Source organism: Mycobacterium sp. (assembly GCF_032162105.1).
Classification (GTDB): Bacteria; Actinomycetota; Actinomycetes; order Mycobacteriales; family Mycobacteriaceae; genus Mycobacterium.
Window position 1 is genome coordinate 1 of sequence record NZ_JAVRPS010000083.1, and the last position, 17,712, is coordinate 17,712.

A 17,712-nucleotide genomic window follows, 5' to 3' on the forward strand; every position below is an offset into this window, starting at 1 on the left:
GGATCAGCCCGTTCGACAACCAGAGCAGGCGCCAGACGTCGTTCGCCGACGTCGAGGTGCTGCCCGTGGTCGAGACCACCGACCACATCGAGATTCCCGAGGGCGACCTGCGCGTCGACGTCTACCGGTCGAGCGGTCCCGGTGGCCAGTCCGTGAACACCACCGACTCGGCCGTTCGCCTCACGCACATCCCCACCGGTATCGTCGTGACTTGCCAGAACGAGAAGTCGCAATTGCAGAACAAGGTTGCGGCAATGCGCGTATTGCAGGCAAAGTTATTGGAACGTAAACGCTTAGAAGAACGCGCCGAAATGGACGCGCTCAAGGGCGATGGCGGCAGCTCGTGGGGGAACCAGATGCGTTCCTACGTGCTGCAGCCGTACCAAATGGTCAAAGACCTACGCACCGAATACGAGGTCGGAAATCCGGCCGCGGTACTCGACGGAGACATCGACGGATTCCTCGAAGCCGGAATCCGTTGGCGCAATAGGAAAGATGACGACTAACACTACGTACCTAGCTTTTTCGGTAGCGCAACGCTGGCATGACTTCTGGCGGGGCGGTATCGGCGAGTGGATCCTTACCCGAGGGCTGAGGATCGCCCTGATCATCGTCTTCTCTCTGCTGGCCGCCCGCTTCATCAGCTGGTCCGCGCAAAAGATCACCAGTCGCATCGATGCCGACTTCCGGGACAGTGACCAGCTGGTGCGCACCGAGACCGCCAAGCACCGTCAGGCGGTTGCGTCGGTCATCTCCTGGGTGTCGATCGCGATCCTGTTCGTAGTGGTGGCCGTCGAGATCACCGACGTGCTGGCCATTCCCGTCGGATCGCTCGTTGCCCCCGCGGCCGTGTTGGGCGCCGCGCTGGGCTTCGGGGCGCAGCGCATCGTCCAGGACTTGCTGGCGGGCTTTTTCATCATCACCGAGAAGCAGTACGGCTTCGGTGACCTGGTTGCGCTGACCGTCGCCGGCATCTCCGACCCGGCGGAGGGCACGGTGGAAGACGTCACCCTGCGCGTGACCAAGCTGCGGTCCACCGAAGGGGAAGTGTTCACCGTTCCCAACGGTCAGATCGTCAAGACGATGAACCTGTCCAAGGACTGGGCTCGTGCCGTCATCGACATCCCAGTCCCGACCAGCGCCGATCTCACCCGGGTCAACGATCTGCTGCACGGCGTCAGCGAAACCGCGATGAAAGACGAGAGCCTGAGGAAGCTGCTGTTGGATGCGCCACAGGTGATGGGCGTGGAGAGCATCGAACTCGACACCGTGAACCTGCGCATGGTCGCGCGAACGCTGCCTGGCAAGCAGTTCGAGGTCGGCCGCAGGCTCCGCGTGCTGGTGATCGGTTCGCTGGCGCGCGCGGGGATCGTCACCTCTACCAACAGCAAGCCGATGGTGAACACCATTCCGAGTCCGGCGATCGTCAGCGGTCAAGAGCCGCCGCGGGACCCGGAGGACGGCCGGTGAACTTCTGGAGCTGGCTCACCCGGAGACGCGACGATCACGGGTGGCCGGCATACCTCATAAATGGGCGAATCCGCACGTCCACCGTGGGGCTCATCGTTGCGTTCTTTGCGATCGCCTGGGTGCACAACACCTACCAGCCTCCGCCGCCCGCTCCCACGGCGCCCGAGACGGCGGTGGTGCCGCCAGGGTTCGTGCCCGACCCTGAGTACACCTGGGTGCCCCGCACCAACGTGCAGCAGCGACCGAGGACCACCACCACCACGACGACGACGCCGACCACCACGGAACCCAGCCCGACCGACACCACGTCCACGTCACCGACCAGTCCGACGAGCTCGACGGCGCCCACCACGCCCGTGCCGGTGACGATCGATCCGGACGGTGCCGGTCCGATTCCACCGATCACGATTCCTCCGGTCGTTCTTCCGTCGCTACCCGGACCCGGGCCGGTGCCCCCGACGCCCGCGCCATAGAGGTAGCAGGGTCTCATCGGCGGGCACCGCTACACTGGCGAGCCGTGATGATCAGCCTCGACCACGTGAGCAAGCAGTACAAATCCTCGGCACGGCCAGCCCTGGACAACGTCTCGCTCAATATCGACAAGGGTGAGTTCGTCTTCCTGATCGGTCCGTCCGGATCGGGTAAGTCGACCTTCATGCGGCTGCTGCTCGCCGAGGAGACGCCAAGCAACGGCGACATCCAGGTGTCCAAGTTTCACGTCAACAAGCTGTCCAGCCGCCACATCCCCAGCCTGCGGCAGGTGCTCGGCTGCGTGTTCCAGGACTTCCGGCTGCTGCAGCAGAAGACCGTGTTCGAGAACATTGCGTTCGCCCTCGAGGTGATCGGCAAGCGTTCCGACGTGATCAACCGCGTGGTGCCCGACGTGCTGGAGATGGTCGGCCTGTCCGGCAAGGCCAACCGCCTGCCGCACGAATTGTCCGGTGGCGAGCAGCAGCGCGTCGCCATCGCCCGGGCCTTCGTCAACCGCCCGCTGGTGCTGTTGGCCGACGAACCCACCGGAAACCTGGATCCGGAAACCAGCAAGGACATCATGGATCTGCTCGAGCGGATCAACCGCACCGGAACGACGGTGCTGATGGCCACCCACGATCACCACATCGTCGATTCGATGCGCCAGCGCGTCATCGAACTCGAGCTCGGTCGCCTGATCCGCGACGAGCAGAGCGGTGTCTACGGAATGGACCGCTAAGTGCGCTTCGGCTTTCTGATCAACGAGGTCCTCACAGGGCTTCGTCGCAACGTCACGATGACGGTCGCCATGATCTTGACGACCGCCATCTCGATCGGCCTGTTCGGCGGCGGCCTGCTGGTCGTCCGGCTCGCCGACAGCTCCCGCAACATCTACCTGGACCGGGTGGAGAGCCAGGTCTTCCTGACCAACGACGTCTCGGCCAATGATCCGACGTGTGACGCCGACCCGTGCAAGGCGCTGCGTAAGCAGATCGAGGATCGCGGCGACGTGAAGTCCGTTCGCTTCCTCAACCGCGACCAAGCCTACGAGGACGCGATCAAGAAGTTCCCGCAGTACAAGGACGTCGCTGGCAAGGACGCGTTTCCGGCCTTGTTCATCGTCAAGCTCGACAATCCCGAGCAGCACAAGGAGTTCGACAACTCGTTGGTCGGCCAGCCGGGCGTGCTCAACGTGCTCAACCAGAAGGACTTGATAGATCGGTTGTTCGCGGTGCTCGACGGGTTGAGCAACGCGGCGTTCGCGGTCGCCCTGGTGCAGGCGGTCGGTGCGATCCTGTTGATAGCCAACATGGTTCAAGTCGCGGCCTATACCCGCCGAACGGAGGTGGGCATCATGCGATTGGTCGGCGCCAGCCGCTGGTACACGCAGCTGCCGTTCCTCGTCGAGGCAATGCTGGCCGCGTTCCTCGGCGTCGTGATCGCGATCCTCGGGCTGATCACGGTGCGGGCATTGTTCCTGGGGAAGGCGCTCAACCAGTTCTATCAAGCGAACTTGATAGCCCGGATCGACTACGCCGACATCCTCTACATTGCGCCCATCCTGTTGTTCGTCGGCGTGGCGATGGCCGGTGTCACCGGGTACGTCACCTTGCGCCTTTACGTGCGGCGGTAGCCATGGCGAAGAAGAAGGTGGACGAGGCCACTCGGCGCAACAACCAGGTGGTCGCGACCAATCGCAAGGCGCGGCACAACTATTCGATCCTCGAGACCTTTGAGGCCGGCGTCGCGTTGATGGGCACCGAGGTCAAGAGCCTGCGTGAAGGCCAGGCGTCGCTGGCCGACGCGTTCGCCACCCTCGACGACGGTGAGATCTGGCTGCGCAACCTGCACATCCCGGAGTATCACGCAGGCAGCTGGACCAACCACGCGCCGCGGCGCAACCGCAAATTGCTGCTGCACCGCAGCCAGATCGACAACCTGGTGGGCAAGATCCGCGACGGAAATCTGACGTTGGTGCCGTTGTCGCTGTACTTCACCGACGGCAAGGTCAAGGTGGAGCTCGCGCTGGCGCGAGGCAAGCAGACGCACGACAAGCGGCAGGACATGGCCAAGCGTGACGCCAACCGAGAGGTCACCCGGGAACTGGGGCGGCGGTCCAAGGGCATGACCTGATCGGGGTCGTCTTCGCGCTGATGTCGGCGATCGGGTACGGCATCAGCGACTTCGTCGGTGGCATGGCATCGCGGAGTGTTGATGTCGTTGTACCGTTACAAATGTTGTTGGCCGTTGTTGGCCGTTGCCGGGGTAGCGGTTGCCCGGCCCGGTGGTCGCGTTCGTGTGGAGTGGGGGCGGCGAGATGTGATTCCTCGTGTCCCGGGTTCGTGGCGGCTACCGGTGGTCGCTGGCGGGCTGGTCGGCACGGTCTGGTTGGTAGCTCTCACCGCGTGATCCTCTGGTCGCTGCGGTGTCACACCTTTCCGTCGCCGGGCCGAGAGGCCTTGAGCGCGACGCCCGATCACCGTGGCGGCTGCCTGGTGTCGGGTGACGTTCACATAGGGGTGTTGCCAGTGCTGGCCGCCCCAGATGCTGCTGTAGGCGGGATTGACCGCCAACAGCTCGATGCCGGCACGGGCGGCCATGCCGGCCAGCCTGTTGCGGAATACCGCGGTGGGGATCCCGGACACGGTACGGCGGAAACGTTTCCCGCGCTGTCCCCGGCCCATGGTCTCGCGTCCGGTCGTGCGGGCGTCGGCGAAGTTCAAGTCCTCGACCGCGATGACGGTAATGCCATGCTGGCGGCTGTAGTGCAGTAGACGGGTAATGGCGTGGCGGACGTGGGCGTCGCGCCGTGCCGAGGACCCGGACAGGTCGATATCGATACGGTCCGCGGCCCCGACGGGGTTTCCGTGCGAGTCCAGGCGCCGGAGCGCGATGTGCCCGTCGTTGAGATCCACACCCACCACCGGGCCCGCCGCGGACACGTCGTCACCGGCAGCGCAGTCGTCGCGGCCCGCCCAGTACGGCACCGAGGGGACCGCCCATGACGCGGTCAGATACACACCGCCCCGGTTTGGTCGGCGGGTGATGGTGTAGGACAACGAGTTTCCGCCGGTAATCCGGGTAGCCCATTCATCGGCGCGGTGGCCAAACACCGCCGCACCGGAGAGGACATAGCGGCCGCGTGGGGCATTGGCCAGGTGCTCCAGCGGCTTCGGCAGCCGCACACTGATCGCACCCGCCGGGGTGACGGTGATCGTGAGGTTCCCGAACGGTTCATCGGGCGAACCGTTGGCTCTGATGCGCCACCGGGCCGCGGCCCACTGTTGGCGCCACTGCGGTTCGGTCAGGCCGGCAGCGGCCAGGTGCTGGCGCGTGTGCGCGAGCCGTTTGCCGCCCTCGACGACATGGACCCGGCCGGCCGCCCGGTCCTGTTCGGTCCGGGCAAGTTCGCCTCGCAGATGTTGCACCCGCCGCTGCTTCTGGAAGCGTTCGGACTGAGTGGCGTACCCCTTGGCCGCCTTCGTCTGTCGGCGGCTCTTACGCTCGGCGACAGTCAGGGTGTCATCGGTCGGGGCGGCCAGACGCGCCTCGATGGTGGCGATCGCCGCACGCAGACCCACAACGTGGCGATACTGCGCATCACGCGCCAATCTGACCTGATCATCGTTACCGGCGATGATCGCGCTGGCCCACCGCGCCGACGACTGCCCCGTCAACTCTCTCTTACGGGCATTCAAACGGGTTCGACGCGCCTGCCGGCGACCCTCGACATCCAATCCCAGATCGACCTGTTGGGAGGGTGACACCGCAGCGAGGTCGCAACGTCGCAACCAGCCCAGATGCCCAGCGACCAGGCCAAGCACCCGATCGTCCTCAGCAGTGGTACGCACCCGGGTGCTGATCGCCACCCCAGCCGGGACAGCGACCGGCTTCACCCCACGCCACCGACGGCGAACCGAACCCACCACCACACCATCACACACACCACCGACAACCAACCCCGACAACAGAACCGCTAACCATGCCTCAACCCGGCGGCGACGGTGGCGCTGGCGATGGTGGTGCTCAAGGAGCGGGTGACCCGCTGGCAGGCCCTCGGCATGGTGCTGGCCGTGCTGGCCGTCGGGATGATCGCGACCGGCTGACGGGCAGCCGGTCCGGGCGATACCGTCGATTGGTGAACAGCCCCACACGCCCCTCCACCCACCTCGACAAGTCGGAGGTTCTCGACGGACTCTTCGCGGTGTGGGACGCCATCGACCTGCTGATGACAGGTCTACCCGACGCGCGCTGGCAGTCGCCGACGCCGCTGCCGGGCTGGTGCGTCCACGACGTCGTCGCCCACGTCATCGGCACCGAGTCGATGCTGTTCGGGGTCGCCACCCCGGGATTGGACGTCGACGTCTCGACGCTCAGCCACGTCCGCAACGGCATCGGCGAGCTGAACGAGTGCTGGGTGCAGCACCTGCGCGGCGAGACCGGAGACGACGTGCTGACGCGGTTCCGCGACGTGACCGCCCAACGCAAGGAGATGCTCACCAACATGACCGACGCTGACTGGAACGCGGTCACCATGACTCCCGCCGGGCAGGACACCTATGGCCGGTTCATGCGCATCCGGACGTTCGACTGCTGGATGCACGAGCAGGACATCCGCAGCGCGTTGTCGCGCCCACCGTCGGACGCCGACCTCGACGGCCCCACGGCACGCCTGGCGCTCGACGAGATGGCGGCCAGCATGGGCTTCGTCGTCGGCAAGCTCGGCAAAGCGCCGGACGGCGCGCGGGTGGCCTTCGAGCTGACCGGCCCGATGGCGCGGACCATCAGGGTGGCGGTCGACGGCCGGGCGGCCGTGGTCGACGACTTCGGTGGTGCCGAACCGACGACGGTCATCCGGCTCGACGGTCTGCAGTTCACCCGGCGGTGCGGTGGACGGCCGATGGGCACCGACCGCTCGACTGAAATCGAGGTCGAGGGCGACGCCGAGGTGGGCCGTCGGATCGTCGACCACCTGGCATACGTGATCTGACCGGGACTATTTAATCGCTGGTCGATGTCGTGCTGCCGGGTATGATGGACTGTCCCGCCGAAGTTCGGTGGGGATGCGAGGGGCTGAACGGTTTCGACTTCGCGCATCGAATCGAGGGAAGCGTGCCGGTGCAGGCAAGAGACCACCGTAAGCGTCGTTGCAACCAATTAAGCGCCGATTCCAATCAGCGCGACTACGCCCTCGCTGCCTAAGCGACGGTGTGTCTGTCAGACCGGGAGCGCCCTCGGCCCGGACCCTGGCATCAGCTAGAGGGACAAACCGCTAAATCCGGTCGCGGGATCTAGTGGGACATCAAACAGCGACTGGGATCGTCATCACGGCTTGTTCGCGAGACCGAGAGATCCAAGTAGAGGCATAGCGGACTGCGCACGGAGAAGCCTCGAGGGAATGCCGTAGGACCCGGGTTCGATTCCCGGCAGCTCCACCGAAGAAGGAGCAGGTCAGGGCCACAAGCCCTGGCCTGTCTTCTTTTCTCATCAACATCCCATCAACAAGTGCGATCGCAGATCGGCACGCGTGGTGGGTGCACTATCCCGTGCAATTGCGCCAAAGGCGGAGTGTTGGCGCCAGCGACAATTACGCTCGATGCCATGGCGGAAACGTCGTACGCATCCTGCGGCGACCTCAGTCTGGCGTATCAGGTATTCGGCGACGGGCCGGTCGAGCTGGTCTTCGTCGGGCCATTCGTCAGCCACGTCGAGCTGTTCTGGACCATGCCCGAATTCAAGGCGTTCTTCGAGCAGCTCGCCACGTTCTGTCGCGTCGCACTGTTCGACAAGGCCGGGGTCGGGCTGTCGGACCCAGTCCCGAAAGTTCGCACGCTGGATGATCGAGCCGCCGAGATCGAGGCCGTCATGGACGCCGCCGCTTCGAAAAGCCCGTCGTCTTCGGTATGAGCGAGGGCGGCACGGCCTCCATCGTGTTCGCGGCAGGACGACCGGAGCGAACGCGCGCGTTGATCCTCTACGGCACCTACCCGTTCATGGCAGTCGGGTGGGACGACGTCGATCGCGACCCGGCCGAGCTGCGGCAACGCCTCTTAGCTGAGGCCGGTGAGGATTTCGAGGTAGGTGCGGCCTACCTGCCGTCGACCGAGCAGCTCGCCCGCCTCCAAGAAGTGGGACGCGCTCTCCGCTCTGGGTGGGGCACCGGTGAGTCAGCAAGGAGTATGTTCCCGTCAGTCAGGTCGATGCGCCAACTCGCAATGTTCGAGCGCATGAGCGCAAGCCCGGGAATGGTGCGGGCGACGGCAGAATCGGTGTTCAGCATCGACATCCGGTCGATCCTGGCGACGATCGCCGTGCCAACCCTCGTCACCCATGCCCGCGGAGACCCCATGCCGGTGCAATGTGGCCGGTACCTCGCCGACCACATCCCCGGCGCGCGGTACCTCGAGGTGGACGGCGTGGACCATGCGCCCTGGTTCACCGAGCCCGACCGGATCTTGACCGGGATCGAGGAGTTCCTCACCGGTAGCCATGCGGCACCGGCGCAGTCACATCGCGCCCTGCGGACCGTGTTGTTCACCGACATCGTCGCGTCGACGCAACGCGCGGCGGCGACGGGCGACGAGCGGTGGCGGGCAGTGCTTCAGCGGTTTGGTGAGATCACCGCCGAACTTGCGGAACGATTCGGTGGCACGGTGGTGAAGAGCACTGGCGACGGTCACCTCGCCACGTTCGGCGGTCCGACGCAGGCCATCCGCTGCGCCGAGGCCTTGCGTGCGGACGCCGAGACACTGGGAATCGAGATCCGCGCCGGCATCCACACCGGTGAGTGCGAACTGCTGGACAAGGACATCGGAGGAATCGCCGTACACATCGCGGCGCGGATTGTCGGCCACGCCGGCGCTGGCGAAATCCTGGTCTCCCGCACCGTGCGTGACCTGGTAGTCGGCTCTGGCACGAGCTTCGAGGATCGCGGCAGTGTCGAGCTGCGTGGTGTGCCGGGCCCTGGCAACTCTTAGCGGTCGAGCGCCACGGTGCGCGGGCGGGATCGGTTGAGGCGAAACTCGCGTCAAGACCGACCCCCGGCGCTCGGACCGCGATGCGCCGGTCAGATCGCGCCGTGGAAGTGATGGCGAGGCGGACGCCGTGGATCCTGCGCGGGATGGCCCGCCTCGCCCCGCCCGCCGGTCGCCGCCGGACAGCTACGGAGGCCAGCGTGCTCGGAGGGCGCACGTAGGCGATAAGGACTGCCGCGGCTAAGAAACCGCCCGTCGGCTGGACCTATCCGGCGGTGTGGACGATGAGGATGTCAACTCTGGCTCTGCGGGCAACGTTCGCGGGCACCGAGCCCAGTAGCCGTCCGGCCACCGTGTCCAGTCCCACGTCGCCGACGACGAGTAGGTCTGCCTTGATCTCGTCGGCCAGCTTGATCAGTGCGTCGACCGCCGCGCCAACGATCGCCCGCTCCTCGATGTCGCGGGCGCCGACGGCCTGCGCCCGGTCGCGGGCCTCCCGGAGGATCGCATATGTGGGGGCACTCCCGTGCAATTTGTAGCCCTCGCTCCTGAGGGTGTCGGCGGCGCGGGGATCAGCCACATGATCGTGCGATGGTGGTCTTGACCAGCCCCCCTTTTCGACCTCGGGGAAATGCGCGCTCGCGACGATCAGCTTCGCATTGTCTTGCGCTGCGACCGCGGCTGCGCGGTCGACCGCACGCAATGACGATGCCGAGCCGTCGGTCCCGACAACCACCGTCCGATAGCCGCTCATGTCGCCTCCCAGCAGTCGATTGCGACGACAACACGACGTTAACGCTTGCTGGGTGACTAATGATCGGATTTGCGACACCGGTGCGCACGCGCGGCGCTAAGGGAGCCGGGTGAAATCCGAGGTCGCGCTGTCCGTGAGTCACCCCTCCAGCCGGTAGGTGCCGCGTCGCGCATCGTTGATGTCATCAACACCTTTCGGTGTATCCGCACGTCGCTTCGCGTTGTTTCCCGTCGTTTCGCGACGCCAGATTCAGCGTTTCTTCAGGTCAGCGGCCTTTCTGCAGCGGGTTCGATTCCCGGCAGCTCCACCGAAAGGCCCAGGTCAGGGAAGCGATTCCCGGCCTGGGCCTCGTTTTCATCAACCTTCCCGTCAAACAAGAGGGTGTCTTATCGGCGGTCACGGTAGGCCGACGATCTGTACTAGCCGCTGCCGCGTTCCAGGGGTCCGACGGCGAAATCAATTCTGATCTCGCCTTTTCCGTACCCTGCCCCCATTCAGGTGCGCCTATTGTTTGCGCATGGACGTGCGGGTCCTCGGACCCATCGAAATTTGTGTTGACGGCAGGGACGTCACCCCAACGAGCCCCAAACAGCGCGTTGTGCTGGCGGTGCTGGCGGCTCATCCCGACCAACACGTCCGCGCGGACACCCTGATCGACGCGCTGTGGGCCACCAATCCGCCGCCAAGTGCCGATCGGACGCTGCGTAGTTACGTTTCCCGACTCCGGGCCGTTGTGGGCGCGTGCATCGTGGCCAGCGGTGGCGGATTGTGCTTGCGCACCAAAGATATTCGTCTCGACTCCACTGAGTTTGAACGACGGCTGGCCTCGGCCAAGTTGCTCGCGCCGGGGGCCGCCGCCGACACGCTACGATCCGCCGTCGAGATGTGGCGCGGCTCGGCCTTCGGCGAGTGTGCCGACCTTGGTGCCGTTTGTGCCCAGGCTCGGGCATTGGAGCAACTCAAGGTCGGCGCACGCGAGCAGCTCGCGAACGCGCTACTACGATCCGCTGAGTTCGCCGCCGCCATCGCGGAGTCCGAGGCGTTGCTCGCCGAGCTTCCGCTCGCCGAGGGGGCATGGGAAGTGCTCATCCGCGCACTAAGTGCCGCTGGCCGCACCTCCGACGCGCTGCAGGCCTATCGCCGGGCCTACGAAGCGCTGTCGGCCGTTGGGCTCGAACCGTCCGAACGATTGCGGAATGCTCAGCGTGACACCTTCGATGCACCCACCCCGATGCCGGACTCGCCAACCCGCACGCTGCCCGGCGAGGACCTACTGGGTCGTGACCAGGACCTTGCCGCGTTGGCCGAGATCGTTGACCGCCAGCCCCTAGTCACGATCGTAGGTCCCGGCGGCGTCGGCAAGACCGCTCTGGCCCGCGAGGTCACTCGGCGCCGCGCTTCGGCCCATGGCGGCGGGGTTCGCGTCGTCGAACTTGCCGCCGTCACCGATGCCTCCGCGGTGCCGGACGCTGTGGTAACAGCACTCGGTTTGACCAGTGACGGCGGCGCGGCCGTCGCCCTGCTGCGGCGCGCGCGCTTTATGGATCTCGTTGTTCTGCTGGATAATTGCGAACATGTACTGGACGCCGTGTGCGAGGTGCTTGACGCCGTCCTTGGCCCCGGTTCGTCAACGTTGCGCGTCGTTGCCACCAGCCGAGAACTCATCGGAATGCCTGCTGAATACGCCTGGCCGTTGAAGCCGCTGGACTGCTCCCGGCCCGATTCGCCGGCCCAGCAATTCTTCTGCCGGCGAGCAGACGCATCCCGGCCGGGAGCGGTGACCGGGGCCGACCAGGACACGATCACGGCGATCGTGCGCCGGCTCGACGGACTTCCACTGGCGATCGAGCTGGCCGCCGCACAAGTCGCGACCTTGGGACTCGCCGATCTCGGCGAGCAGATCGAGGCATCGGTAGGTACGGAGCGACCATTGGCGCGCCTGTCCCGCCGGGGCGGCGAGCCGCGCCATCGGACACTGCGGGCAGCGATCGAATGGTCGGAACGCCTGCTACCTGACAGCGCCAAGGAAGCGTTGGCACAGTGGACCGTCTTCGCCGGTGCCGTCGGGTTGAGCGATGCGCAGGCAGTGCTGCAGGTTTCACCCGAGGTAATCGACGATCTTGCCCGACGTTCATTACTCAGTATTGAGATGCGCTCCGGCAGAACGTACTACAGGATGCTGCAGACGGTGCGTTCAGTTGTCGGTCCGGCATCGACGGCCACCGAGCGCAGGCACCTCGAATACTTCAACGCCGCTGCAGCGCGGGCGGCGGCGGCGTTGGAGACACCTGATGAGGCCGCCGCCCATCAGCGGCTCGTCGAACTCATCGACGAGCTTCGCCTTGCGCACAGCCGTGCCCGTCGCGTCGACGTTGAAGCTGCGGTGTGGATGTCAATGTCGCTGCACCGATTTGGGGTGTCGCGACTGCAAACCGAACTGCTCGGTTGGGCCGCAAAGCTGGTTCCCCTCGTGCAGGACCGGCCCGAACTGCGCGCTGCAGTCGATTCCTCGATTGCGTACCGGTACGTCATTGCCGAGCAACTCGACCCAGCCCAGCAGCGGGCGCGAAGCGCGCTCGCTGATGCCACCGACGACCAGACGCGTTGCCGCGCATTGGAGGCACTCGGTGATTCCTGTCTGTTCCTGGGTGATCTCGAGGATGCACACAAGTGGTGGTCGGAGCTGGCGACTGTGGGCCGACGTGCTGGCGAGACCTACTACGAGCTGATCGGCCACGTCGGGGCGGCCATGTCGTTGGCCTACGGGGGCCATCAGGAAGCCGCACGAACACGTTTCGACGAGTTCGAAGGGCGGCTCGACATGGCGGCGTTGAGCCCCACCCAGCAGAGCTGGCTGGCCTACGTGCACGGCGAGGTGCTGTTGGACGACGACCCGGAAACCGCGCTGGTCGCGTTCACCAGGGCCATCGCGCTTGCGGACGCGGCGGGCAGTCACTACGTCGGCGGTGTTGCCCGAGTGTCTGCGATCACGTTGGAGTCGCGGACGGCGCCACCGCGCGCTTCGCTTCCACGGTATGCCGAGGTCATCCAGCGATGGTTGGACGTGGGATCGTGGTCGCATCTGTTGACCACGATGCGCAATCTGGTGCCCACGCTGACCGAGGTAGGGGCCGACGCCGGGGCAGCACAGCTCCTCGGTGCAGTTACCCGGTTCGATCAGACCCCGACCTACGGCCAAGAACTCGAGCGGCTCTCGGCGGCCGAGTCTGCGCTTGCGGCGCGGCTGGGCGCTGCCGACTTCGCGCAGCACCGCTTCGTCGGCAGCACCCGTGACTTGGCCGCGTCGGGCCGCGCCGCAGTCACCGTGATTGGCGGCCTGCTCGACTCACTGCAACCGGTAGAACCGGAAGAAGTCATGCTCGATCCCCAGCGGTATCGCCCCGTCGAATCCAGCTGACCGCGCATAACCGTCGAGGGTCGACGCCCTCATCACAGTCCCGGTGGCGGCGCTGTCCCCATGGGACATACCGTCGGGCAGACAGCACACCAGCGAGTAGCCGTAGAGCAGCTCCTCGACCGGACCTGCGTTGGGGTCAAACCCATCGGCGGTGCGTTCGTCCATCACCACGACGGGCGCGCCAGGCTTGGCGATCCGTCGCATGGTGGACAGCACTGCGACCGGATCGGGCAGATCGTGGATGCATTCGAACGCGAAGACGGCGTCGTAGCCGGCAGGCGGCGACCCGCTGGCGTCGGCCACGGTGAATGACACCTGTTCGGCCACGCCGTGGCCGGCCGCGTTGCGCTTCGCTGCGGTGACCGACGGTTGGTCGATGTCGTAGCCGTCGATCTCACAGGCCGGATATCCCAGCGCCAGGCCGATCGCCGACCACCCTTCGCCACAGCCGACATCCGCCACCCTGGCACCGGCCTGCAGCAATCCGTGTAGGTCGGAAATCTGCGGCAGGACCTCCGAGGTGAGCTGATGCAGGAACATCGGACGGTTGATGGCTCCCTGGGCTTCCCGCGCGTCGGTGCCAAACTGCTCCCACGACACGCCGCCACCGTTGCGGTACGCCTCGACCAGGTCAGGCAGCCGCACCCCGGTCGCGGCGAAGAACCGCGCCATCGGCGCCATGTAACTGGTGCTGTCCGCATTGACCAGTACCTCCACGTAGTCGAGGGGGAGTCCAAAGCGAGCAGGCTCCTGGTCCAGGTCGGCGGTGATGATGCCGGAGACAGTTTGGTGTTCGAGCCACTCCCGGGCATAGCGTTCGACGGTTCCGGTGCGGTGCGCCAGTTCGGCCGCCGTCAGCGGGCCTTCTTCAGCCAGCACCCGGTACCAGCCGAGTCGGTCGCCGAGATACAGCGCCTGCACCTGCGCCGCACCGCGCACGGCGTCGAAGATCTTGTCGGCGAATTGCTCTGTCGTAAGCACGTCCGCGTCCGTGTCGTAAGTGGTCATGGGGTTGTCCTCCTGTCGGGTTGTCACTGGAACAGGATCGTTTCGCGACATTGCAGCGTCGCTGCGGCGCGATTGCAGCCGATATTGCACGGTGGGATCGGTGTGTTGATGCCATCAACACCTTTCGGTGTATCGGCACGTCGCGGCGCGTCATTTCGCGTATGGAATCTCGACGCTTGTGCAGGTCAAGCCGATTTGCGCGCCGAGTTCGATTCCCGGCAGCTCCACAGAAAAGGCCCAGGTCGGGAGACAATCCCCGACCTGGGCCTCTTTTCGTTAACACTCCCGCGACTTATCCGCGATTTACTCGAGGCGAACGGACAAGGCTTGCGCCGCGTCTCGGATTGCAGACCGCCTTCATCGCCGCCCGCTGGAGTTCAGGGTCGGCTGCGCCGCCAACACAACGGTTGATGAAGAGTTCGACATCAACGCTCACGATTCATCGACCTCGCCACTCAGCTCAGCTGCTGACGCCGCCGGGAAGCAATTGGCGAAAACTGCGTCAATCCGGTCTCACGGCGAGCGGAGTAGATCCATCATCAATTCATGGCGACCGACAATACGGAGCTGGACCGGGAATCGCGGCGGATACAGGTACGGCGTGCGGCACTGGGAAGCGCGATCGGCACGACGATCGAGTGGTACGACTTCTTCCTTTACAACACGGCCGCCGCGCTGGTTTTCCCGCACGTGTTCTTCCCGGCCTCGAGCGACTACGCGGGTGCGATGCAGTCCTTTGCGACCTACGCGGTCGGGTTCGCCGCGCGCCCGGTCGGGGCCGCGATCTTCGGGCACTACGGCGACCGGATCGGGCGTAAGACCACCCTGATCATCACGCTGCTGGTGATGGGCATCGCCTCCGCCGTCGTCGGCATACTGCCCGGGACGGCGTCGATCGGGTTGGCGGCGCCGCTGATTCTGGTGCTACTGCGGCTGGTGCAGGGCATTGCGATCGGCGGCGAGTGGAGCGGGTCGGTGCTGCTTGCGATGGAGTGGGGAGATCAAGATAGACGCGGCCTGCTCGGCAGTGCCGCGCAGATCGGTGTCCCGGTCGGGCTGGTGCTCGGCACTGGTGGTATGTCACTGCTTTCGGCAACATTGTCGCCCGAGGCGTTCAACTCCTGGGGCTGGCGGGTGCCGTTCCTTGCCAGCTTGGTGCTGGTGGCGGTCGGCCTGGTGATCCGGCTGAAGATACTCGAGACGCCGATGTTCGCCAGGGTGCTCGCTCAAGGGAAAACCGCGAGTACCCCGGTGATGGACGCAATCCGGCAGCACTGGCGGGAGATCCTGCTCTCGGCGGGGGCGCGATTCAGCGAGCAGATGCCGTTCTACCTGTTCACCACCTTCGTGCTGACCTACGTCGTGGCGACACACCACTACAGCAAGACGTTTGTGCTCACCGCGGTGCTCGTGGGCGCAACGTTGGAACTCGTGACGATCCCGCTGTTCTCGCACCTTTCCGACCGGTTCGGGCGCAAACGGGTGTACCTCACCGGAGCCGTCTTGACCGGGATTTTCGCCTTTCCGTACTTTGCCGTCTTGTCGCACGGCGGTTACGCGCTGATCTTCATCGCCATCGTCTTGTCCTTGGTAGTGCACGCCATGCAGTACGGGCCCCAGGCCGCGCTGATCGGCGAAAGCTTCCCGACCCACCTGCGCTACGGCGGTGCCGGTCTCGGCTACCAGCTGGCGTCGGTTTTCGCCGGAGGCCCGGCGCCTCTACTGGCGACGTGGCTGCTGCACGAGACCGGCACACCGTACTCAATTTCCGCATACATCGTGCTTGCCGCGGTCATCACCGTGGCCTGCGTAGTCGCCCTCCCCGACCGTTCCCGCGCGAACATCGATGACGCGGCTGTCTACAGCCGTGCCTAGAGGGACAACCTCAACGACGCTCACGGGTTCCGCTCGGTGCTAACTCACGGATCGACAGTTCCCCCCGGCATGTGCCGGGCGACAGTCGCATCCATGATTCCACGCAGTGCAGGTATCTCGTTGAGCAAGCGGTCGAGATCATCGCGCGCAACACGCAGCACCTCGGCCTTTCCGGTCGTCGTCACGGTCGCATTCCGCAGCTTCCCGCGGCGAAGCGCGGATTCGCCGATCACCTCCCCCGGTCCCACCACGGCAACGCGGTCTTGGCCGACGTACACCGCCGCCTCCCCGCTAAGCAGGATGTAGCAGGCGTCCGAAGGAGTCTGTTCACGAATCAGCGGCCACGGCGCGGAGGTCGAGGTGCGATGTGCTGCGCGGACGATCCGCTGCAGGTCGTTGTCGGAGAACGTCGCGACCGTGACGAATTCCCGGAGCCGATGGGCGCTTTCTTGATACTCCGCTTCCTTCGCGGCGGCGGCTTCCTTCATACGCTCACGCTCGCTCATAGTGGGCTCCCCATCCGCAATGTGACCCTGACATCGCGGAGCGTAACGAACGACCATTGTCTGTAGATCCGTGTTGGCAAATCGAACGGGCGCAGCTTCACTTCAAAAAGCCCAGGTCAGTGGTGGCGGACGTTAGCCTCGCGGAATGGACCGCATCTGGCAGTGGGCGTGGGATCGATACGGGCCGAGATACTCGTGGGCGTTCTACGCGATCAGCGTCCCGGTCTTGTTGCCGACCTACCTCTTCTCGACGCTTGTCATCGTCGCTTTTGAACAGTCGAGTCGCTACCTGGAGGCGGCCGCGATCACGGTTGTCGCCGTGCTGGTGCTGGTTTACGTGATGGTTCTTCCCGGCGCAGGGCGCAGTCGCGTTGTGGAGGCAGTGGGCCGGCGGCCGCCCGATCGATCGAGCGAAGGCCCTGGAGGCCACGTACACCTGGGCTCGGCGAGTGGTCGCCCGCGCGGTAGTGGGCGGCTTCTTGGGGGTCGCCCTGGCTGCGGTCGTCGTCGGTGCGATCGCCGGGGGGGACGGCTCGCGGCTCGTCCAATACGGGATTCTGGGGGCTACCATCGGCACTGCCGTGGCGCTGATCGGTGTGCACAGCTTCGTGGAGGCAGCGTTGCGGCCGGCGAGGGCCGCCATCGCCGGTGAGACTGGAATTGGTGACTCGCTGCCGCGCTCACGCCCGTCTTTCGCCGCGTGGACGAACGTATCGATGCTCGCGGCCATGTTCGCTTTTTGCGTAGGAGGCGCAATGCTTGCGGGGGTTCTCGATCGCCTCAGAGAGGTACCCGTGCTTGCTGTCGCAATTGCCGGTGGGTTCACGGTTTTCTTCGCGGTGCCGACCACCGTTGGAGCCGTGTTCGCGCCCTCCCTACGACCCATTCGCGACCTCGCCGAAGGAACCGAACGTGTCGCGGCCGGCGACTACAGCCAACGCCTGCCGGTGGTCCAGGACGACGACCTCGGCGCGCTCGCGGCATCGTTCAACCGCATGCAGGCCGGATTGGCTGAGCGGCAACGACTTCAGGCGGCGTTCGGCACCTACGTCGACCCCGCCCTCGCAGCACGCTTGCTTGAGCAGGGTGATGACGTCTTCACCGGTGAGCGCCGCCAGGTGACGGTGATGTTCGTCGACATCCGCGACTTCACCCCGTTCGCCGAAGCCAACACCGCCGAGGACACCGTCGCCCGGCTCAACGCCCTGTTCGAGATCGTCGTGCCTGCGGTCGTCG

13 protein-coding genes, 1 other RNA gene and 3 pseudogenes are annotated in these 17,712 nt (G+C 65.5%); 13 read left to right on the forward strand and 4 right to left on the reverse strand.

Annotated features, from left to right (window positions below):
• From QOC69_RS04015 to smpB, 6 genes are all read left to right on the forward strand, one after another.
• A partial coding sequence (locus tag QOC69_RS04015; RefSeq protein WP_526436603.1) for a peptide chain release factor-like protein occupies positions 1-506 on the forward strand: 506 nt, incomplete at its 5' end.
• Positions 496-1,470 (forward strand): mechanosensitive ion channel family protein, encoded by a 975-nt coding sequence (locus QOC69_RS04020; RefSeq protein ID WP_526436605.1) that lies wholly within the window; start codon positions 496-498, stop codon positions 1,468-1,470. The genes QOC69_RS04015 and QOC69_RS04020, both read left to right, overlap by 11 nt.
• Before the next feature lie 56 nt (positions 1,471-1,526).
• Positions 1,527-1,943: an Rv3103c family proline-rich protein gene (locus QOC69_RS04025; protein WP_526436625.1), complete on the forward strand. Its 417-nt coding sequence runs from the start codon at positions 1,527-1,529 to the stop codon at positions 1,941-1,943.
• A gap of 47 nt (positions 1,944-1,990) precedes the next feature.
• Positions 1,991-2,680 carry a cell division ATP-binding protein FtsE gene (gene ftsE, locus QOC69_RS04030; protein WP_526436627.1) on the forward strand — a complete coding sequence of 230 codons (690 nt, stop codon included), beginning with the start codon at positions 1,991-1,993 and terminating at the stop codon, positions 2,678-2,680.
• Positions 2,681-3,574: a permease-like cell division protein FtsX gene (ftsX, locus tag QOC69_RS04035; RefSeq protein WP_526436607.1), complete on the forward strand. Its 894-nt coding sequence runs from the start codon at positions 2,681-2,683 to the stop codon at positions 3,572-3,574. It begins immediately after the preceding gene.
• Between the two features lie 2 nt (positions 3,575-3,576).
• Complete coding sequence (gene smpB, locus QOC69_RS04040) at positions 3,577-4,074, forward strand: SsrA-binding protein SmpB (RefSeq protein ID WP_526436609.1); 498 nt, start codon at positions 3,577-3,579, stop codon at positions 4,072-4,074.
• A gap of 95 nt (positions 4,075-4,169) precedes the next feature.
• Here smpB and QOC69_RS04045 read toward each other — a convergent pair whose 3' ends face one another.
• Positions 4,170-5,837 carry a hypothetical protein gene (locus QOC69_RS04045; protein ID WP_526436611.1) on the reverse strand — a complete coding sequence of 556 codons (1,668 nt, stop codon included), beginning with the start codon at positions 5,835-5,837 and terminating at the stop codon, positions 4,170-4,172.
• A 90-nt stretch (positions 5,838-5,927) separates the two neighbouring features.
• Here QOC69_RS04045 and QOC69_RS04050 point away from each other — a divergent pair.
• The 4 genes and pseudogenes from QOC69_RS04050 to QOC69_RS04065 all read left to right on the forward strand — a co-directional run.
• Positions 5,928-6,047 (forward strand): annotated as a pseudogene (locus tag QOC69_RS04050) (DMT family transporter); the annotation flags it as partial.
• 32 nt (positions 6,048-6,079) lie between these two features.
• On the forward strand, positions 6,080-6,931 hold the full coding sequence (locus tag QOC69_RS04055; protein WP_526436613.1) for a maleylpyruvate isomerase family mycothiol-dependent enzyme: 852 nt from the start codon (positions 6,080-6,082) through the stop codon (positions 6,929-6,931).
• Between the two features lie 79 nt (positions 6,932-7,010).
• Positions 7,011-7,379, forward strand: a transfer-messenger RNA (tmRNA) gene (gene ssrA / locus QOC69_RS04060).
• A 163-nt stretch (positions 7,380-7,542) separates the two neighbouring features.
• Positions 7,543-9,136 (forward strand): annotated as a pseudogene (locus tag QOC69_RS04065) (adenylate/guanylate cyclase domain-containing protein).
• Positions 9,137-9,180: 44 nt separating this feature from the next.
• Here QOC69_RS04065 and QOC69_RS04070 read toward each other — a convergent pair.
• Positions 9,181-9,669 carry a universal stress protein gene (locus tag QOC69_RS04070; RefSeq protein WP_526436615.1) on the reverse strand — a complete coding sequence of 163 codons (489 nt, stop codon included), beginning with the start codon at positions 9,667-9,669 and terminating at the stop codon, positions 9,181-9,183.
• Positions 9,670-10,186: 517 nt separating this feature from the next.
• Here QOC69_RS04070 and QOC69_RS04075 point away from each other — a divergent pair.
• Complete coding sequence (locus QOC69_RS04075) at positions 10,187-13,087, forward strand: AfsR/SARP family transcriptional regulator (protein WP_526436617.1); 2,901 nt, start codon at positions 10,187-10,189, stop codon at positions 13,085-13,087.
• Here the strand turns inward: QOC69_RS04075 and QOC69_RS04080 are convergent.
• Positions 13,016-14,095 (reverse strand): class I SAM-dependent methyltransferase, encoded by a 1,080-nt coding sequence (locus tag QOC69_RS04080; RefSeq protein ID WP_526436619.1) that lies wholly within the window; start codon positions 14,093-14,095, stop codon positions 13,016-13,018. The two genes, QOC69_RS04075 and QOC69_RS04080, sit on opposite strands and share 72 nt — an antisense overlap.
• Positions 14,096-14,641: 546 nt before the next feature.
• Between QOC69_RS04080 and QOC69_RS04085 the strand changes: the two genes are divergently transcribed.
• The gene (locus QOC69_RS04085) at positions 14,642-15,970 is read left to right on the forward strand and encodes an MFS transporter (RefSeq protein WP_526436621.1); all 1,329 of its coding nucleotides are present in this window, start codon (positions 14,642-14,644) and stop codon (positions 15,968-15,970) included.
• Positions 15,971-16,014: 44 nt separating this feature from the next.
• On the opposite strand, the gene QOC69_RS04090 is transcribed toward QOC69_RS04085, so the two are convergent.
• Positions 16,015-16,476: a Crp/Fnr family transcriptional regulator gene (locus QOC69_RS04090; RefSeq protein ID WP_526436623.1), complete on the reverse strand. Its 462-nt coding sequence runs from the start codon at positions 16,474-16,476 to the stop codon at positions 16,015-16,017.
• A 145-nt stretch (positions 16,477-16,621) separates the two neighbouring features.
• On the opposite strand from QOC69_RS04090, the pseudogene QOC69_RS04095 reads away from it, so the two are divergent.
• Positions 16,622-17,712, forward strand: a pseudogene (locus tag QOC69_RS04095) (adenylate/guanylate cyclase domain-containing protein); the annotation flags it as partial.